This window comes from Kordiimonas laminariae (assembly GCF_023008165.1).
GTDB classification, from domain to species: domain Bacteria; phylum Pseudomonadota; class Alphaproteobacteria; order Sphingomonadales; family Kordiimonadaceae; genus Kordiimonas; species Kordiimonas laminariae.
Genome location: NZ_JAKQZA010000002.1, coordinates 459,604 through 476,979, shown reverse-complemented (window position 1 = coordinate 476,979; position 17,376 = coordinate 459,604). Strand labels below are relative to the sequence as shown.

Annotated in this window: 12 protein-coding genes; 3 read left to right on the top strand and 9 right to left on the bottom strand. The window is 46.4% G+C overall.

Annotation, left to right across the window (positions count from 1 at the left end; translation table 11 throughout):
• Positions 1–40: 40 nt before the first annotated feature.
• The 6 genes from MF542_RS05690 to MF542_RS05665 all read right to left on the bottom strand — a co-directional run bounded on the left by MF542_RS05690 (position 41) and on the right by MF542_RS05665 (position 9,206).
• A complete protein-coding gene (locus tag MF542_RS05690) occupies positions 41–2,878 on the bottom strand; it encodes a TonB-dependent receptor domain-containing protein (protein ID WP_247016864.1) in 2,838 nt (945 codons plus the stop codon).
• Positions 2,879–3,010: 132 nt separating this feature from the next.
• Positions 3,011–4,105, bottom strand: a complete 1,095-nt coding sequence (locus MF542_RS05685) for a FecR family protein (RefSeq protein ID WP_247016862.1) — start codon at positions 4,103–4,105, stop codon at positions 3,011–3,013.
• Between the two features lie 14 nt (positions 4,106–4,119).
• Positions 4,120–4,713: an RNA polymerase sigma factor gene (locus MF542_RS05680; protein WP_247016859.1), complete on the bottom strand. Its 594-nt coding sequence runs from the start codon at positions 4,711–4,713 to the stop codon at positions 4,120–4,122.
• A gap of 97 nt (positions 4,714–4,810) precedes the next feature.
• A complete protein-coding gene (locus MF542_RS05675; protein WP_247016857.1) occupies positions 4,811–6,010 on the bottom strand; it encodes a hypothetical protein in 1,200 nt (399 codons plus the stop codon).
• A 9-nt stretch (positions 6,011–6,019) separates the two neighbouring features.
• Positions 6,020–6,844, bottom strand: a complete 825-nt coding sequence (locus tag MF542_RS05670; RefSeq protein ID WP_247016855.1) for an outer membrane lipoprotein-sorting protein — start codon at positions 6,842–6,844, stop codon at positions 6,020–6,022.
• Positions 6,834–9,206 (bottom strand): efflux RND transporter permease subunit, encoded by a 2,373-nt coding sequence (locus tag MF542_RS05665; RefSeq protein WP_247016853.1) that lies wholly within the window; start codon positions 9,204–9,206, stop codon positions 6,834–6,836. Before MF542_RS05665 ends, MF542_RS05670 begins: the two co-directional genes overlap by 11 nt.
• 221 nt (positions 9,207–9,427) lie before the next feature.
• On the opposite strand from MF542_RS05665, the gene MF542_RS05660 reads away from it, so the two are divergent.
• A complete protein-coding gene (locus MF542_RS05660; RefSeq protein ID WP_247016851.1) occupies positions 9,428–10,408 on the top strand; it encodes a LysR family transcriptional regulator in 981 nt (326 codons plus the stop codon).
• Here the strand turns inward: MF542_RS05660 and MF542_RS05655 are convergent.
• The 3 genes from MF542_RS05655 to MF542_RS05645 all read right to left on the bottom strand — a co-directional run bounded on the left by MF542_RS05655 (position 10,398) and on the right by MF542_RS05645 (position 14,527).
• Entirely contained in the window at positions 10,398–11,894 is a 1,497-nt protein-coding gene (locus MF542_RS05655; RefSeq protein ID WP_247016849.1) for an EAL domain-containing protein, read from the bottom strand. The two genes, MF542_RS05660 and MF542_RS05655, sit on opposite strands and share 11 nt — an antisense overlap.
• A 138-nt stretch (positions 11,895–12,032) precedes the next feature.
• Positions 12,033–13,454: an amidohydrolase family protein gene (locus MF542_RS05650; protein WP_247016847.1), complete on the bottom strand. Its 1,422-nt coding sequence runs from the start codon at positions 13,452–13,454 to the stop codon at positions 12,033–12,035.
• 77 nt (positions 13,455–13,531) lie between these two features.
• Complete coding sequence (locus tag MF542_RS05645; RefSeq protein WP_247016845.1) at positions 13,532–14,527, bottom strand: AraC family transcriptional regulator; 996 nt, start codon at positions 14,525–14,527, stop codon at positions 13,532–13,534.
• A 115-nt stretch (positions 14,528–14,642) separates the two neighbouring features.
• Here MF542_RS05645 and MF542_RS05640 point away from each other — a divergent pair, with 115 nt between their 5' ends.
• Positions 14,643–15,581, top strand: coding sequence for a bile acid:sodium symporter family protein (locus MF542_RS05640; protein WP_247016842.1), 939 nt, complete (start codon positions 14,643–14,645; stop codon positions 15,579–15,581).
• Positions 15,582–15,596: 15 nt separating this feature from the next.
• Positions 15,597–17,375, top strand: coding sequence for an N-acyl-D-amino-acid deacylase family protein (locus MF542_RS05635; protein ID WP_247016840.1), 1,779 nt, complete (start codon positions 15,597–15,599; stop codon positions 17,373–17,375).
• The last annotated feature ends 1 nt before the right edge of the window (position 17,376 follow it).

Genomic DNA, 17,376 nt, shown 5'->3' with positions numbered 1-17,376 from the left:
GGCCTCTTGAGGCCAGCCAGTCTGGGAAACTTTGTAATTCTTAGAAAGCGTAGGTTGCTCGCGCGTACCAGTAGCCACCATTGAAACCGAATGGCGCCGAACGACGTGAGAATTGGAATACACCCGGGGAATCGACGATACCTGCAATGGTGCCACCACGAGACTGACCAATAAGGTTACGGTCTGGTGTTACATCAAACAGGTTATTTGCGCCGACTGTCAGTTTCAGGCCGCTATCACCGAAGGTGTAGCTTACCTGAAGGTCTGTCAGCCATTTTGAACCGAAGTCCTGAACGTTTTGGCCAGCACCTGTTGGTGTATCACACGCGCCTTCACAAACTGTGTAAGAACCAAACTGGTTAAGGCGAGCAATGATTGCCCAAGGGCCTGTCTGATAGTTGGCAGATAGGTTTATACGTGTTTTAGGCTGCCATTCTTCCACAATGGAGATATCCTGTGGGGTGAACAGTGGGCCAACATTAACACCGCCGATTGAGTTCACGATGGAACCATCTTTTACAGAGGTGTTCGTGTAGTTGCCGGATGCTGAAAGCCTGAGGCTTTGATCACCTGGAAGCTCCACATCATAAGTTAAAACAACATCTACACCATCTGTTGTGGTATCTGCGATGTTAAGCAGGAATTGGCCTGAAGAGGCTGCCCCTGCAACGGCTTCAAAGCCTGGTTGGGTTAGATCAATACCTGCTGAAATACCGATGCGATCATCAATTTCAATATGGTAATAGTCACTCGTAATCGTGAGGGCACCCATAGTAGCCACAAAACCACCGCTGAAACTGATAGATGTTTCTTCCTGAAGTTCAGGCACGCCAGCCAGGCGGGCAATTTCGCTATCATTTCTGAATGTACCGCGTTCTTGCGCCACCGTTTGACCATCAACAGTTACAAACTGTGTAGAAACACTGTTTGAGAATTTCTGTTGCAGGGATGGTGCACGGAAACCCGTTGAAATAGAACCGCGTAGGGCAAAGTTTTCAGTAACTTCAAGACGAGTAGAGAACTTACCATTCAGGGTGCTGCCGAAGTCGCTGTAATCTTCATAGCGACCAGCAACAGCGATCATCCATGAATCTGTGATTTGCGCTTCCACATCGGCGTAAAGCGAGAAGTTGTTTCTGCCTTCATCTACTTCATTTGCTGGTGAGAAACCTCTGAATACCTGAAAGCCGCTTGAATACGGAACAGGATTTACATCACAGCCTGGGCAGTTGGTGTTAAGAGCGCCACCATCCTGATAGGAAACTGGTTCTCCAGCTTCGATTGTGAAGCTTTCATCTCTGTATTCAGCACCGAAGGCGATGGTTGTTTCCACGCCATTGAAATCAAATGTTTTCACAGCATCAGCATTAAAGGTGGTTTGGCTGATGCCAAGTGTACCAGCCTCGGCTGATGTTGGGCTGTTTACACCGAAAGAAGCGTTCAGCGAGTTTGAGATCAGGTAAGAGAATGAATTCGAGCCGTGGTTGATGCTGAAATCTAAATCCCAACCACTATCAAGTGACCACTCGATACCACCAGATAAGGAGTAATCTTCAATCGTTGTATTGATTAGTGGCAGGAAGCCATCCGGGTAAAGCTCAATTACTGTGCGGTTAAACTGGTTCGCACGACGATAGAAACCAGCGGTCTGGTTTTCACGGTCAGAATAGGTACCGAATACATAAAAACGCTTGTTGTCATCAATAGGTAGTTCAGCGTTTAGAACCAGCGCTTTTTGTTCACTATCGCCATCACCAATACGGAAATTCTGGCGATCAAAGTCAAATTCACGAGGATCACAGCCGCTGTTATCTGAAGCGTTACAAGCACCGCCGTTATCAAGGAGCGGGTATTGAACTGCGCCAGAAAGACCAGCTCGATTTGTATTACCGCGATCACGGTATTCAGCTGTCAGGTTAATGAAGCCATCGTCACCAAGGCCGAAGCCTGCATTTGCGTTTGCTACAAATGTTTCGCCGTCGCCTTCATAAGTTTGGCCATAAGAAACATTCACTTCGCCGCCTTCAGAACCTTGCTTGAGTACCAGGTTAATTACACCGGCAATCGCATCCGAACCATACTGCGCGGCAGCACCATCACGAAGAACTTCAATACGGCCTAGTGCTGCACCCGGGATTGCGTTCATATCAACACCAGATGCACCGCGACCAACGGAAGTATTTACATGTAGAAGTGCACTTGTATGGCGACGTTTGCCGTTAACGAGCACTAGGGTTTGATCGGGACCAAGGCCGCGAAGTGTAGCAGGGCGTAATGCGTCTGTACCATCAGAGATAGATGAGCTTGAGAAATTGAAGCTAGGTGCAAGGGTTTGCAGCATGCGGCCTACTTCTGTTTGGCCTGTGTCTGCGAGTGCTTGAGCGTTTACAACATCCACAGGTACTGGAGTTGCGATTGCTGTTCTACCTTTTGCGCGCGTACCTACAGAAATAATCTCCTCAATCGCGCCTGTAGATTCGCTATCGCTATTCTGGCTTTGGCTGCTTGGCTGCGCTACGGCTATGCTCGGCTGAGGTTCTGGCTTTTTTCTAACAGTAACTGTATTGGCGCTGGTAAATGTATATTCTAAGTCAGTGCCTTTAATGAGCATATCAAGTGCTTCACGTGATTCCATTTTACCAGTCAAGCCTCTGCTTGAAGGCAGGTCACGTGTATTTGCTGCTAGAATAAGCTGAACGCCTGCTTGCTCTGAAAATGCCAGCAAGGCGGACTGCATTTTTTGCGGTTTAATTTTAAAATTAATGTCACGAGCTGCATCATCAGAGAGAGCAGCAGTGCTCATGGAAAGTGCAAGTGCAGTGGCGCCGAGCATAGAGCCGACAATCCGCTTAACACTTTTCTTTTTTGTAGTCTTCACCGTTTATTCCTCCACTATGTACTGGCATGTATATTTTGAGCCAGTTATTTCCTAAGACGCTGAAGTACGGATAAATTGGAATTTTTTTTAAAATAAATCTGATTTCACGCAATATTCTGTCAACAATGGCAATTATTGCTGCTCGTCAGCCTTCATCAAAACAATGCTGGAGCCAACACGAACGACCTTAAGCGGATAGCCTTGTTGAAGCCCTTCCAGCCAGTTATCTACCTGATCAGGGTATACAGTGCCAGTGAAGCTGTAGTCACCGATTTCCTTGTCACCGATACGGATTTCCTTTTCCACATAGCGGTTCAATTCTTCGATTACTTCATCAAGAGGTTTCTCTAACATCCTGAGGACCCCAACACGCCATTCGAGGCCTTCGTGTACATCGACTGTGCGTACTTCGGTCAGGCCCTCTGTTTTGGAATAGGATGTTTCATTACCAGCAGTTACGAGTGCCACTGGTGACGAAGTTGTTTCTGTGTTTTCTTCTTCAGAACGAACAGCGACTGTACCTTCAAGGACTTTAACAACAACACCTTCTGGTGCTTTTATAACATTAAAGACAGTTCCAATGGCAGTTACAGTGCCGTCGCCTGCTTCAACAATGAAAGGGCGATGGGGATTTTTGGCGACTGTGAAAACGGCTTGTCCTTCCAGAAGGCGTACGGTTCTTGAACTGTTACTGTATTGAACCTCAATTTTACTGTCAGGACCGAGTTCTACAATGGAACTGTCAGAAAGTTTAACAAGTTGCTGATCTTCAGTGACAGTCGCGTAGGCTTGGATGGCTGGGGGGCCAGGTAAATCAGTAGACGGGGAGTAGAACAGGTACCCCGCCATAAACAGAGAAACAAAACAAGCCGCAATGGCAGCATATTTACTGTGCCAAGTGTTTTGAGGGGGCTGCTCTGTATTATTTTCCGTTATAAGACTGAGTACGGAACCGCCAGCAAAGTTTACGGGGCGTTCTGCGGTGGTTTCTATGGAATCGGTCGGGCCGCGAGCTTCCAAATCGCTTATATCTAGTTGATCAAGTTTGCCCCACAGAGTTTCAAGCCTTCTGAAGGCAACGCGGTGTTCTCTCGAATTCAGGAACCAGTTTTGCCAGGCACGAAGTTCAGCGTTAGAGATCGTTCCGTCTTGCAGGGTCAGATAATAATCTGCTGCTTCTTCCAGGATTTTTTTATCCGGCTTATTTTCAACAGTATCGTTACTCATACAGAACTGTCCCGCTAGCTTTGCCAGGCATCAAGTTCATCACCCAAAACATCGGTGCAGTGAACCATCGCTCTGACAACATATTTACGTACCATGCTTGATGAAATGCCCATGTCGAGTGCGATTTCATCATAATCACGGTGTTTAAATTTATATTCAACGAAAGCGTATTTGCATTTCTCGGGCAGGCTTTCAATACAGCAAATAACCTGTTCCAAAGCTTGCTTGCCAGCAACTTCACGTTCGGGCGTGAAATCAAAAACCTGAGCGGAGGAAGTTGCAGTTTCCTCTTCTGTGTAGGCCTGTGATCTGCCTTTGCGGCGAATGCGATCTATGGCAATGTTGGTAGCTGTCCTAAAGAGAAAAGCCCTCAAAAAACCAATAGTGTTCGCATCATCCAGCCGCAATAGCCGTACATACGCTTCCTGCGCTACTTCAATGGCCTCGTCATGGTTTTTAAGACGGCCGGTGAGATAGCGCACTAACTCTTCATTATGGCTTTGGAAAAGTTGTTGAATCTCTTCCTTTGCCAATGCTTTGTCACCAGCAGCTTGTTCTTTTATGCTGCTGGTTTCCTCCCTTTTTCGGAGGTATTTTGGAAACTTCATACCTCACTCCTCGACCTATATGACGAAGAGCGTGCCAGATTTTGGAATAAAAATATAGAAAAAGACAAAAAAGAAGGGGCCGAAGCCCCTTATTGCACTAGAAATAGCGAGTTAACCGGAACATGACATGGCTATCGTCTTTGAAGGCAAAAGCTACATTATCCGGGTCAACATTCATAAAGAAGCGGCCTTCGATTTCTGCGACCCAGTTGTCTCCAAAACGTTTAGTAGCTTCAATAACCCCTGACATGGAAGCATCGTCAACATCCGTTACAATACCTGCAAGGATAGAGGTGTCATCCGCATCATTAAGGGCATACCGAGCACCCACGAATACATCGTTATCGGCGACGGTGAAAGGGGCGATAGCCGGATCATCTGACCGACCATCATACTGGAATTCTAGAAGAAGACCCAAGTCTGCACCTGCTTCTGAAACACCATAAAAAGTATATTCAAAGCCACCAACAGCAGCTGCATATGTTTCGAAAGCGCTGTCTCTGACAAGGGCTTCAAATTTCCACAGCCATGCATCTTTGGTATACTGAATATCTACACCAAACTGAGTGATGTCATCATAATGCGGTATTAGCGCTGTTGCTTCTGAATTCGGGATAAAGCGGGCTTCACGGTTCGCGCCGTGGAAGAAAGATAAACCAACATCCCAGTCGCCAAAATAGTGACTGTAGCGGAGAGCAAAATCAACGTCATTGTCATCGTCGGTTCCTTCATCAAACAAAGCTAAATCATTATCTACCAACAGGGCAGGCCTCAGGCGACCATCAGCCCCTGGAAAGGTGCGCTTCCTGAACCCGGGCATAACATATGCCGTGATTTGACCCCAATCCCGCTGGGTGGAAACCTCAAGCATTGGCTGGCCAAGTTTGTCCTCATTATCAATGTCCTCAACACTATCTGATTGGTTGATGATATCGACTAGATGAACACTTTCAGCTACACCCCAGAAAACTTTTCCAAGCCCCGCGCGAACGGTCCATTCATCTCCTGTCCAGCGCACATAAGCTTCACGCAAATCAAAATGAGTTCTTTCCCCATCTTTTGCGTCCAGCCGGGTGTAAGGAATAACAACAACATCCCATGCCCGATCGCTGCTTTGCCAGCGAAGATCTGCTTCAAGCTCAAGCGAGGGCTGGTAAGTTGATATTTGGCCGGGAAGCGCGCCCTTTTCGAAGAACAAACGGTTCTCTAATCCGACAGAGCCTGTCAGTTCAAAATCACCCGCTGCTACAGGCATTGTAGCAGCGAGCAGAGCTATACTGGATACCAGTTTTTTCATAAGGTTTTCTTAACGCACGCGCTTGAGGACACCTTTGACAAAATCTTTGTCAGCGAGGCCAGTTTTGAACTTGTATTCACCATAGCTAAGTGTAGTGGATTTGTTTGTTTGGTGATTTGTCATCGCAAGAGTGTGTGCACGCCATACACCACCATCATACTCTTTGTAATCAGAGAAGTTCAGGGTTTTAAGAAGCGCGTTTTTACGGTCGTAAAAATCAATTTTGCGTACCTGATAAACATCCTGATCGATATAGGATACTTGGCGTGTGTAGCCGGAATTTTTATAGCGTGGGAAGCGCTCAACGACATCTACTTTCATACCGTCCAGTGTTTCTTCACCAACATACTTATATTCGTATTTGTTAAGTTCTGTGGAGGTGAAATCCTCAAACGCAAACTCAGAACCTACAAACGGGCCGGATTTATTAGCAGAGGAAATACGCTTCACCCGCTTTAGCGCTGGCAGGTATAGCCACTGGTTATCAGGCTCAAGAATTTTGGCATGAGAAAGAAGGGCTGTACCTTTCACATCACGTGGTGTGGAAAAGACCGTAAGGCCTTTATCACCTACATCTTCATTTTCTCTTTCAAGAGTTTTGAAAGAAAGTTCACGTGTTGTCTCGCGGCCAGCAGCGTTCACAAGTGTCATAATCGCTTCAACTTCAGAGCTTGTGAAACCATTATCTGAACGGTCTGACCGTGCGGCTATATCAAAGCCTTTTTGCTTGTCGGCTGCTTCATCAGCTTGTAAGGGCGCAAAAGCAACGCTTGTGGCAAGAACCGCTCCCAGAATGGAAGCGGAAATTGTTTTATTCAGGAGGTTAAGCTGCATTTTTTTTCTCCACATTACTGTCGTTAGTTTCAGCAGGCTTTGCTGCAATTAGTTTGCCTGAACCGCGCATCAAAAGAGCTGGCAGGAACAGGAAGTCAAAGATAAGGGCGAAGGCAATTGCCAGTGCTGTCAGCAGGCCCATATCCGCATTGATTTTAAAGTTTGATGTTGCAAGATACGCAAAACCAATCACCAGAATAACTGTGTTGATGACAAGGGCATTACCAACCATTTCGAACGCATATTTAATGGCGCCAGCGCGGTCATATCCTTTTTCGCGAATACCGCGGATATATTTGGAAAGGAAATGCACCGTATCATCCACCACAATACCAAGGGATACACTGGCAACAGAAGCTACAGAGAAACCTACTGTGCCTACAAGCAAAGCCCATGTACCGAATGCGACAAGAATTGGTAGACCGTTCGGAATGATCGAGAGCGTACCAATCTTGAAGGATTTCAATGCGAAGATCATAACAACAGCAATTGCAAGGATTGCAATAACGTTACCCGCAATCATGCTTTCCACATTACGCTCTGCAACATAGGTAAACATCACCTGCGCACTTGTTGGTACTGTTGCTTTCATGGTGCCTTCAGCATTTTCAGTAATCCATGCACGTGCATTATCAAGGAACTCTTTTGTTTCAGTGGTTGAAACATTGCTTAGAGTTACTGTCATCCGTGAGGCAGATTTATCAATATTGATGCGGTCATTGAGATCAAGCCCGTATGGTAGCGAGATTTCATATAATAGCAGATATTGGCTAGCTAGTTCACGATTTTCAGGCAGTTTATACCAACTTGCATCGTCACTATGCATATTCTTGTTCAGGCGTTTCATAATGTCTGAAATGGAATATACGTGCGTTACGTTTGGTTGCTTTTTAGCCCACTGGTTAAAGGCATCGAGTTTTGCCAAGTATGCTGGATCATTCACACCTTGCTCGCCTTCAGCCAGCACTGAGAATTCGATTGGGTAGAAACCGAAAAACTCATTTGCGTAATCAGCGTCGCGGCGGAATTCGATGCGCTGATCGAAATATTCAGTCCACTGATCATTAAACTCAATCTGCGGGATCATTGCGATCATCGCGATAGCGAAAGCGCCGATGCCGTAAAACAGCTTTTTGTTATGTGCCACAACAAATTCTGCGAGGTTACCCATAAAGTTACTGTCAGATGTTCCCTTCTTGGCAGCAACTTTTACAGGTAGGAAGCTCATCATTGCTGGGAGGAATGTTACTGACATCAACCATGCTGCAACAACACCAACAGCTGAAATATTACCCAAGTGCCAGAACGGAGGCGCATCTGAGAAATTAAGAGCCAGGAAGCCAATTGCGGTAGTAAGCGAAGTAACCATCACAGGCATGAAGTTTACACGAAGTGCTTCAACAAGAGCGTCGTGTTTGCTTTCGCCTTCACGCATATGTTGGCGCATTGTAAGCAGAATATGCACTGCATCTGCGATCGCGAGCGTTAGGATAATGGTCGGCGCTGATAGGGAAATAGGGGTTAGCGCAACACCGCCAAAGCCTGCAACGCCCATCCCGATCAGGGAGGCGAAAAGGATCATGGCAACGGTTACAACTGTGCCAGAAATGCTTCTCACTGTAACAGCCATTAGAACAATCAGAATAAGATACATGATTGGAATAATGGTTGATACATCACCAAAACCGGCTTCCTGGAAGGAAGTGTTGAGCATTGAAACACCTGTGATGGCGATTTTATGCTCAGGATATTTTGCCATGATTTCACTGCGAAGCTGACGTACATGTGCAACGGCTTCTGGGACTTCATTCATGGATTTTTCAGGGTATTGAACAACAACGTTAATCGCGATAGCACGGCTATCTTCTGTAACCAACTGGTCCCGTAGAAGAGGTTCGGCAATAGCAATTGCACGTTTTTTCTCAAGATCTTCTTGCGACAGATCAACAGCGCCTTCGACAAGATTTTCAACGATCAGATCGTCTTCTTCTGACCAAGTATGCTGGAAGTTGCTGATAGAATCTACGCGTAGTGAATAAGGGATTTGCCACGCTTTTTCTGTCATTTCTTCAACAAGGGCGAGGGTTTCATTATTAAATACATCGCCAGAGTTGGGAACAATGGTAAAAAAGAAATTATCGTTCTTGGTATAAGTGCCTTGAAACTCTTCAAACGCTTGAAGTTCAGGGTTAGCTTCAGAAAAGAAATCGCGATAATTATTTGAGAACCCCAGATACTGCATGCCCGATGCAATACCAAAGGTAAGAAGAATAGTGGCGAGAATTACCAGCCACCGTTTTTTTATAACACCGTTTGCAAGTCTAACTGCAAACTCGTCCATTGCGGTCATGGTTTTCGGCATAGCCTGCTCCATCAAATGCCATGCCCGCTCTGCTGGCCTTTCTAGGGGGGAAGAGGCGAAAAACCAGCAGAACGGACAAACTCAGAATTATTTTCACTAAACTATTGGTGTTTTTGAAATAGGATAATACGCCGCAGCCTATTTTCCTTTTCTCTTGCCTCTATATGGACATCCAATGTACATAATTGAAATTGATATTCGTAACATTGGAAATTCACATCATGAATTTGGCTGGTATTGATCTGAACTTACTTCTTGTTTTTGACGCTGTGATGAAAGAACGCAATGCAACGCGTGCAGGGATGGCAATTGGTATGTCGCAACCAGCTGTTTCTAATGCCTTAAATCGCCTTCGCCATATTATGAAAGATGATCTTTTTGTTCGTGGGCCTGACGGTATGCGTCCTACATCAAGAGCGCAGGAACTTGCGAACCCTATCCGACATGCCTTGGCTGAAATCGAGGAAGCACTTAACCCAGCGTCATTTGATCCGGCCAATGCAGAGCGCACTTTTGTGATTGCCACAACAGATTATGCCTCCATGACCCTTATGCCTTATCTTGCTTCCTATATTTCCGATGAAGCACCGAAAGTGAATATTCACACGATACCCATTCAGGGAAGGCTTTACGAAAAACTGGACTCACAGGAAGCGGACTTTGGTATCACAGCGCTCAGTGAAACACCTGAGCGGTTCGGCCGAATGGATATGCACTCAGATGAGTTTGTTGTGATGATGCGGCCTGATCACCCACTCGCGAGGCATAAAAATTCTATCCCGCTCGAAGAATATTCTGCGGCAAGGCATCTATTGGTTACACCTCGTGGTGATGCACGCGGCTTTATGGATGAGCAGCTCGAAAAACGTGGTTTGAAACGCCAGATATCAATGACCATAAACAGCTTTGGTCCAGGCCCAATGATTGTTATGTCGAGTGATCTGATCCTTACTATCCCGAGCCGTATGGCAGGGAAGTGTGCTCAGTTCTTCGATCTTCATATTATGCCTAGCCCAATTCAGCCACCGAAGGAGTTAACAGGTGGTGTTATGATTTGGCATAATAGATTAACGAACCATCCGGCTCATACGTGGTTCAGGCAGCTTATCAAGCGTGCTTCAGATGATTTTATTCAACACGGATTCGAGCATTATATGAATGTAAGCCTTGATCCCAACAAAGATTTGTTGGCTAGTCAGTAACCATAATACGAATGCCGAGATCCCTTGCGGTTGGTTTTAACTGATCTTCAATGTCTGCTGAAACCACGCCCACCTGAAGGCTGCTCCAGGTGTTTACTAACTGCGTTAACAGGTCATTACCTTCGGGGTGATCTGAAAGCCGTCGGATTAACGCAGTGGGAACTTCTACAAAACCGTAACGCAAACATCCAAGCGCATCTTGTGCCATTACCGCGTCACTGAAGCGGTCAATCCAGATTGGGTGGCCAAGGTTTCTAAGATGCCGTAAAGCGTCCCAGTGAGGGCCGCCCATTTTAACTGGAGGAATACCCTTCACCCGGAAACCGATACTGTTGGTTGGTTCTTCATACTTTTCCATGATGAAGGCGAGTTCAAGATGGAACCGTTCCTGGATAAGGGTGGAGCGACAAAGTTCATAAAATTCTGGCGTACGCTTATCGTTTTCTAGTTTCTTTGAACGCATTCGTATTAAGTCTTCGAGTTGGGCTAAATCATGTTGAAGGGATATATCTGGATGATCAGCCATCACTAGAATTTCTTCAGGCAACCTGATCTGACCTTCAAGATTGACTTTGCCCTGTTGCAAAAGCCCAACCATTGATGAAGCGTTTGTATCCATCATGTCTCGTGGAGTAAGCTGGTATTTGTAGCGGTTAAGAGCATTCAGGATCAGGTTTCTGTTATGCTCAATGCCGTCAACAACGCCTGAAAGTTTTTCTGAAGCCTCAGATGGTTCAATTTCTCCCAGAAAGACACTGCGCGAGTGGTTCAGAGCCTTATGAAGTTTGTCAGCAGGGATATCCCGATCATCAAGCTCAATGTTTGATGTTTTGGGCACAAAGGTATCAGGTGGCAGGTTTAATTTTTCTGCGACCGTTAGCATTTCCTTATGGAAGGCCGTTTCGCTCCAATCACCCGAAGTGATTAAGCCATAACTAGCTTCGTCGAGCTTACCAACTTTACCGCCGATCGCTTTGGTTTGCAGTTCCTGTTCAATTTGTTCACGGGCTGCTTTTTTATCCGTTTGTGTGAGTTTGGACGTATCTTTAAGGGCATCAACGCTCACCATCGTGAGCTCCATATCGCCTTCGTAAGGGGATGCTAGTAGTTCTTCTACAAAATTGAAGAAGCTATGCATATCAGCCGCTGGTTGCTTTGGCTCATCGGTGTGTTTGATATTGCTTGGCTTATAGAAATCCAGCCGGCGCTCTTCCGGCCCTGTTTGTTCCATTTTCATATCGAAGTTAATGTAGCCACCCGTTTTTACCCTGAGCGGTACTCGCGGAAACAAAACATCAGAAAGCGTACTGCTATCTTTTTCAAGAAGCTTGCCTAAGCGGTCAGAAGCATCAGCCGGGAAAAGGAAACTTAAAGGGCGGCGAAACAGGTCGGTATCCGACCAGCGCATGATGGTTTTGAAGCGGTCATCAGCCTCGCTAATAAGGCTGTTTTTTACAAGGAATAAACTGAACTCAACTGCGCCCACGGTTGCCTCGAATGATAAGTTGCCTGAGGGTATTGTGGTATCACAGCTGCTTTTAAGGCTTGGTAAAGTAACAATTCAAATTGAATTCAAATTGATTGAAAAAGGCCCCGCTGATGCGAGGCCTTCTTGGTGTGTAGGTTATTTTTGAGCTTTCAGGTCAGCTCTAATCTTAGAAGCGATTTTCTCTACATCCGCTTTGATTTTTGTTTCATCTAGCGTAAGGATCGTACGGTCTTTCATCAGAACTTTACCTTCGACGATAGATGTCACTACATCACTTGAATTAGCCGCGTAAACCAGCTGAGACATGATGTCATAAAGCGGTGTTAGGCGTGGGCTATCCAGTGAAATCTGGATCATGTCAGCCTTCAGGCCGGGGATAAGTGCACCTGTTTCTTCCATGCCTGCAGCAATAGCGCCGCCGCGTGTTGCCATCTTAAGTGCTTCATATGCAGGAACAACAGTTGGGTTGGTTGCGACACCTTTGTGAATAAGGGCTGCAAGACGCATTTCTTCCCACATATCCAGATCATTATTGGAAGCGGCACCATCTGTGCCGAGGCCAACATGTACGCCAGCTTCCAGAAGGGCAGGCACGGGAGCCACGCCAGCACCCGTTTTCATATTGGATGTTGGGTTATGGATAGCGCCAAAGCTTTTGCCAGCTACGGTCTTAATATCTTCTTCTGTTGGCCATACTACATGAGCTGCAATTGTATGTTGATCAAGCATGCCAATTTCTGAAAGAAGCTGGATGGATGATTTACCGTATTTGTCGCCAATGGTTTTGGTTTCGGCCTGATCTTCAGCCACATGGATGGATACCGGAACATCAAGTTCTTGAGCTGTTTTGAAAGCAACTTCTAAATGTTCTTTTGAAACTGTATAGGGTGCGTGAGGGGCAAGAGCAGGTTTGATGCGTGGGTGTGCTTTTTCTTTCCAGCGCTTCACATATTCAACACCAGCCGCATAACTGTCATCCCAGCCTTTAAAGCCAGGGCTTGGGAAATCAATCATCGGGGCAGAAATGATCGCTCGCATGCCGCACCGATCTACAACATCTGCAATCACATCTGGATAAAAATACATATCCACAAAACTTGTGGTACCGCTCTGGATCATCTCGTAACAAGCAAGAGAGGTGCCTGCTTCAATCAGCTCAGGGTCAACATAGCGACCTTCCATGGGGAAGATGTATTTTTGAAGCCATGTCATCAGCTCAAGATCATCTGCCATGCCGCGGAATAGCACCATGGATGAATGAGTGTGACCATTTACAAAGCCCGGCATCAAGGCTTTGCCTTCACCGTCAATCATCTCAGCAGCGGTGTATTTCGCAAATACATCATCTTTGCTGCCCACATAGATGATTTCACCGTTTTTCACAGCAACAGCGCCATTTTCAATAAGCGGCTGTTTTTCATCCATGGTTACAACATAGCTGCCAGCCACAATCATATCTGCGGAGAGCTTATCCATTTTCTTTTTTTCTCCAGCTTCTGCTGCCGATAATGCAAACAACGAAAAGACTGCACAGGCAACATATTTAAACATCTTCATGGTCACTTCCTTTAACCCAGACCAAATAATATTAAGCATTGTGATACGTGAGGAAACAAGATCTCTGCAATGCATTTTTACGATGCAGAGCGAAATTGAGCTGGTGATAAGCCCTTATGCTTCTTAAAAGAACGTACAAACGGTGCAGGTTCCGAGTAGCCGAGGCGTGTTGCTATTTCGGAGACCGAAAGCTTGGTCTCTTCCAGCAAAGAATGGGCTTTTTGCATACGGCATGCTAGCAGTTCAGAGCGGAAAGTTGTATTTTCGTCCTCAAGTTTTCTCTGGAGAGACCGCGTCGACAAACCAAGCTCTTTGGCAGCAGTTTGAACGGATAGGTCACTTGGTAGGCGGGCGGCAAACCAGTTTTCCAGCAGTTCCTTCAATTGTGCTTTGATGGTGAAAGGGTTTTCCAGCTCCTTCCTAACATGCTTAAGCAGTGTTTGGTGGAGGGCAGGATTTGCCTCAATCATGTGAAGCTTCAGGCTTTTTTGTCGCCAGAAGATGCTGTTGCTCGGGGCACTAAATTGAACGGGGGCATTAAACATACGAGCGTAGTCATCTGCATTTTCAGGTTTCTCGCGTTTGAGCCAGACTTCAGAGGGAATAGCGGTTTGTGCAGCAAGACGTCCAAGTTGGCTGAAGGGCAGGAGGGATGCTTCAATACGGCATGTTTGGGCAGGGATTTTTTCCTGATAAGGGAAATAGGTAACTTGTAACTGTTCAGAAGTTTCTTCTACCTGAAAGCTGCCCGATCCAACATAAGCTGTGTTCTCGCAGGATGCCTTGATAGCGTCACCAACTGTTTTACTGGTGATCAGCATATGACCGAGGCTAGCAAAGGATGTATAGCGAACCCGCTTGCCCACATGCATGCCCAGCATATGATCGGACAGCTTGAAAGCTGCTTCCCACAACTGATCTGAGTAGCTCATTGGTACACGGTCAGAGAGCTTATATCCAGAAAGAGGCTTTACGCCCGCTTCTTCATAAAGGCGCGCGGTATCGATACCATAATCGAGGAGTAAAACCTCCTCTATGGTTGACAAATACCGAACCAGCACTCCTTCATTCATGTGGGCCCATTCCTGACATAAATTAGTATTGGCGTAAAATATCAATTATTCGGCGCTCACTGTCATTCTTTTTGTGTAGTTCGTCAAGTACAAACAAAGTGGGAAGTGGAGGACTATGTTAGAAAATGCGGATGCTATTCAGGATGCGGTCATAAAGATGGACCCTTCTGTTCAAAAGCTCTTATCTGTATCGCTTGCTTTTACGATGCTGACAGTGGCGCTTGGACTGAAACCTGAAGATTTTAGATTTATCAAAAAACACCCACAATCGGTGGTGATTGGTTCGTTGGCACAGTTGCTGGCGCTGCCGGTCGTGACGCTTGGGTTGATTTATTTGATAACGCCAGAAGCTGGAATTGCCTTGGGAATGCTCATTGCGGCAGCCTGTCCGGGGGGAACTATTTCCAACCTGCTAACACGAATAGCGGGTGGAGATGCGGCATATTCTGTTTCGCTTACTATGGTTTCCAGTATTTTCTCAACTGCTGCACTTCCCTTCGCCATTTTGTTCTGGACGGGCCTATATGGCCCAACCTCTACCCTTCTCGATACAATCAACATAGACCGAGTGGACTTTATCATCGGGACCAGCGTAACATTGCTTATCCCACTCGCCCTTGGGCTCACGATCTCGCATCACAAACCTACTTTAGCAGCAAAGATGAACCGTTATTTCCTGCCGGTCGCGATTGGTATTTTGGTGTTTTTGATTGTGTCTGGATTGATCAACAATTCGGATCTGATCTTGAAATATGGAAGCACCATATACCCGATCGTGATTGGGCATAATGCGCTGGCTTTCCTAGTTGGTTTTTCGATTGGTAAATTCACACTTAAATCCGTTCGCAAGGTAAGGGCGCTTACGTTTGAAGTAGGTATTCAAAACACGGGTTTGGGTTTGCTCATTGTACTTACCCAGATGGGCGGTGTGGGCAGTACTGCGCTAATCGTTGGTACGTGGAGCATATGGCATCTCTTCGTGGGCTTTCTGCTCGCCAGTAGTTTCAGACTTTCAGACAGAATTAATGCGGCAAAGCATCAAGCTGCGGAATAACATCAGGAGAGCGACATGGCATTCGATCTACTTATCAAAAACGGTACTATTTATGACGGTAACGGTGGTGAAGCCTATAAAGCAGATATTGCCGTTAAAGACGGTATTATTGCCGAAATTGGTGATGTTTCCGGGAATGCAGCGAAAGAGATTGATGCTTCTGGCCATATTGTAACACCTGGGTTCATTGATATTCACACCCACTATGATGGGCAGGTTTCCTGGGACGCGAACTTTGAGCCCAGCGTGAACCACGGTGTGACGACTGCAGTGATGGGGAGTTGCGGCGTTGGTTTCGCCCCAGTTCTGGAAACGGATCATGAAAAGCTGGTACGTTTGATGGAGGGGGTGGAAGATATTCCTGGTACAGCGCTTTTTGAAGGGCTCACTTGGGAATGGGAGAGCTTCCCTGAATATATGAATGCGATTGATTTCCCGCATACCATCGATTTTGCTGCCCAAGTGGTGCATGACCCGCTCCGTGTTTACGTAATGGGCGACCGCGCTGTGTTTGATCAAAACGCAACAGATGAAGATATCTCTCGGATGCGTGATTTAACTCGTGAAGCGCTTGAAGCAGGCGCAGTTGGTTTTTCAACAGGGCGTTCAGATGTACACCGCAGTGCAGATGGGCAGTGGACACCAGCATCAGAGGCCAGTGCAAAAGAGCTTATGGGTATTGCTTCAGCCTTTGATGGCCTTGATCACGGTGTGCTACAGGCGGTGAATGACTTTGATCTGGAACGTGAAGATGCGGGCGCGTTTGACCGGGAATTCGATTTGTTGGAAGAATTCGTAGACGCCTCTGGTGGCCGGCCATTTTCAATTTCATTAATGCAGCGGGATTTCGCACCACAACAGTGGCACCAAATCATCGACCGCGTGGAAAAAGCCAATGATAAAGGCATGAATATGCGCATGCAGGTGGCACCGCGCGGTATTGGCGTAATCCTTGGTTTGCAGTGTACTTTCCACCCTTTTATTGGGTTTCCAAGCTACAAGAAAATCAGTCATCTCTCCCTAGAGGAACGTGTGACGATTATGCGCGACCCCGAGTTTAAAGCGCAACTCCTTACCGAAAAATCAGAAAAGATGGCAGGTGACGGCACTCCAATTCCGCCACTTACTGATACACTCCTCGCGCAGATTGAACTCATTGCCTGTAAGATGTTTCTTCTTGGTGAAAACCCCGATTATGAGCAGTCTATTGAAAATTCTATCTACAAGATGGCTCATAATGATGGCGTGCCAGTTCTCAGCAAAATCTATGACTTGCTGCTGCAGAATGACGGCAGGGAATTCATCTATTTCCCTATCTATAACTATACGGATTTGAACTATAAGGCGGTTCACCAGATGATGAGCCACCCAAAGGCATTGCTTGGCCTTACTGATGGTGGAGCACATGTGGGTACCGTATGTGATGCGAGCTTCCCAACTTATCTCCTGTGTCACTGGACGCGTGACCGCCAGCAAGGGCCTCAGATCGAGCTGCCACGTGCCATACAAATGCTTACAGCAGATGTGGCGGACTACGCAGGGTTTAATGACAGGGGCCGTTTAGAGGTAGGCAGGAAAGCAAATATCAATGTGATTGATCATGCAAATATTCGTCTATATCCGCCCAAAATGGTGCAGGACCTTCCTGCTGGCGGTCAACGCCTTTTGCAAGATGCGGAGGGTTATAAAGCTACCATTGTTGCAGGTGAAGTTGTGGTAGAGAATGACCAATTGACAGGAGCGTTGCCGGGGCGTTTAGTACGGCTTGGTAATAAAGGAAAACAGGCTGCATAAT